This is a genomic window from Haloarcula sp. Atlit-120R, assembly GCF_003665885.1.
Classification (GTDB): domain Archaea; phylum Halobacteriota; class Halobacteria; order Halobacteriales; family Haloarculaceae; genus Haloarcula; species Haloarcula taiwanensis.
The window spans coordinates 1-687 of sequence record NZ_QPLN01000028.1 but is presented as its reverse complement, the minus strand read 5'-3'; the positions used below and the strand labels follow the sequence as shown (position 1 = coordinate 687).

The following is a 687-nucleotide window of genomic DNA, read 5'->3' as shown; positions in this document are numbered from 1 at the left end:
GCGCGACCCGCAGATGTCGCAACTCATTGCCGCTCACCACCGTCGGTGACCGCTTCGGCGAGTTCGAGGCCGGCCAGCGAGGCCATGTGCTCGGCTTCGCCGGCGACCATCTGTCGCGCCAGCGCGGTCGACTCGTAGGAGTTCGTGCGCTGGTCGATCTGTCCCTTCTCGATGACGCCCATCTCGACGAGGGTGTTGAGGTTCGGGTAGACGTGGTAGTTCGAGATTTCTTCGCCGTAGCGCTCTTCGAGGATGTGCTTGATGGCGACGCCGTACGGTTTGTCTCCAACCTCCGTCTCGATCTCGATGACCGCCTTCACGATCTGCTGCTGAATCTCGGTCAGATCGAGCCACCGAACGCCGCCATCAGCGACGAGTCGCACGTCTTCTTCGAGGCGAGTGACCTTCCAGCGGCAGGTGTTCGTCTCCGGCCGGTAGCGTTCGACTTCGAGGCCATCGAACTCCACGGGGTCGAAGTGCGGGTACGCGTTCACCGCACGCGCAAACCAGTAGCCGATTTCCGACCCGTCGAGGTCGGTCTTGTTCGCGATGGTTCCCGAGTAGTAGATGCGGTCCTGTCCGGGTTCGAGGTCCTCACGAAGGAACGCGAGGAGCGTATCGAGATTGTTGTAACTCATGGTGTTAGTCCTCCCGCGCGATATCGCTCGCGCGGACGTTCGGCAGCGT

Annotated in this window: 1 protein-coding gene; it reads right to left on the bottom strand. The window is 62.0% G+C overall.

From position 1 onward, the window contains the following. Positions 1-23: 23 nt before the first annotated feature. Positions 24-638: a helix-turn-helix transcriptional regulator gene (locus tag DVK01_RS21045; protein WP_115891761.1), complete on the bottom strand. Its 615-nt coding sequence runs from the start codon at positions 636-638 to the stop codon at positions 24-26. Positions 639-687 lie beyond the last annotated feature (49 nt).

What these genes read in the sequence shown, in the direction of transcription:
- DVK01_RS21045 (WP_115891761.1), bottom strand. Translation starts at nt 638, where the DNA reads ATGAGTTACAACAATCTCGATACGCTCCTCGCGTTCCTTCGTGAGGAC.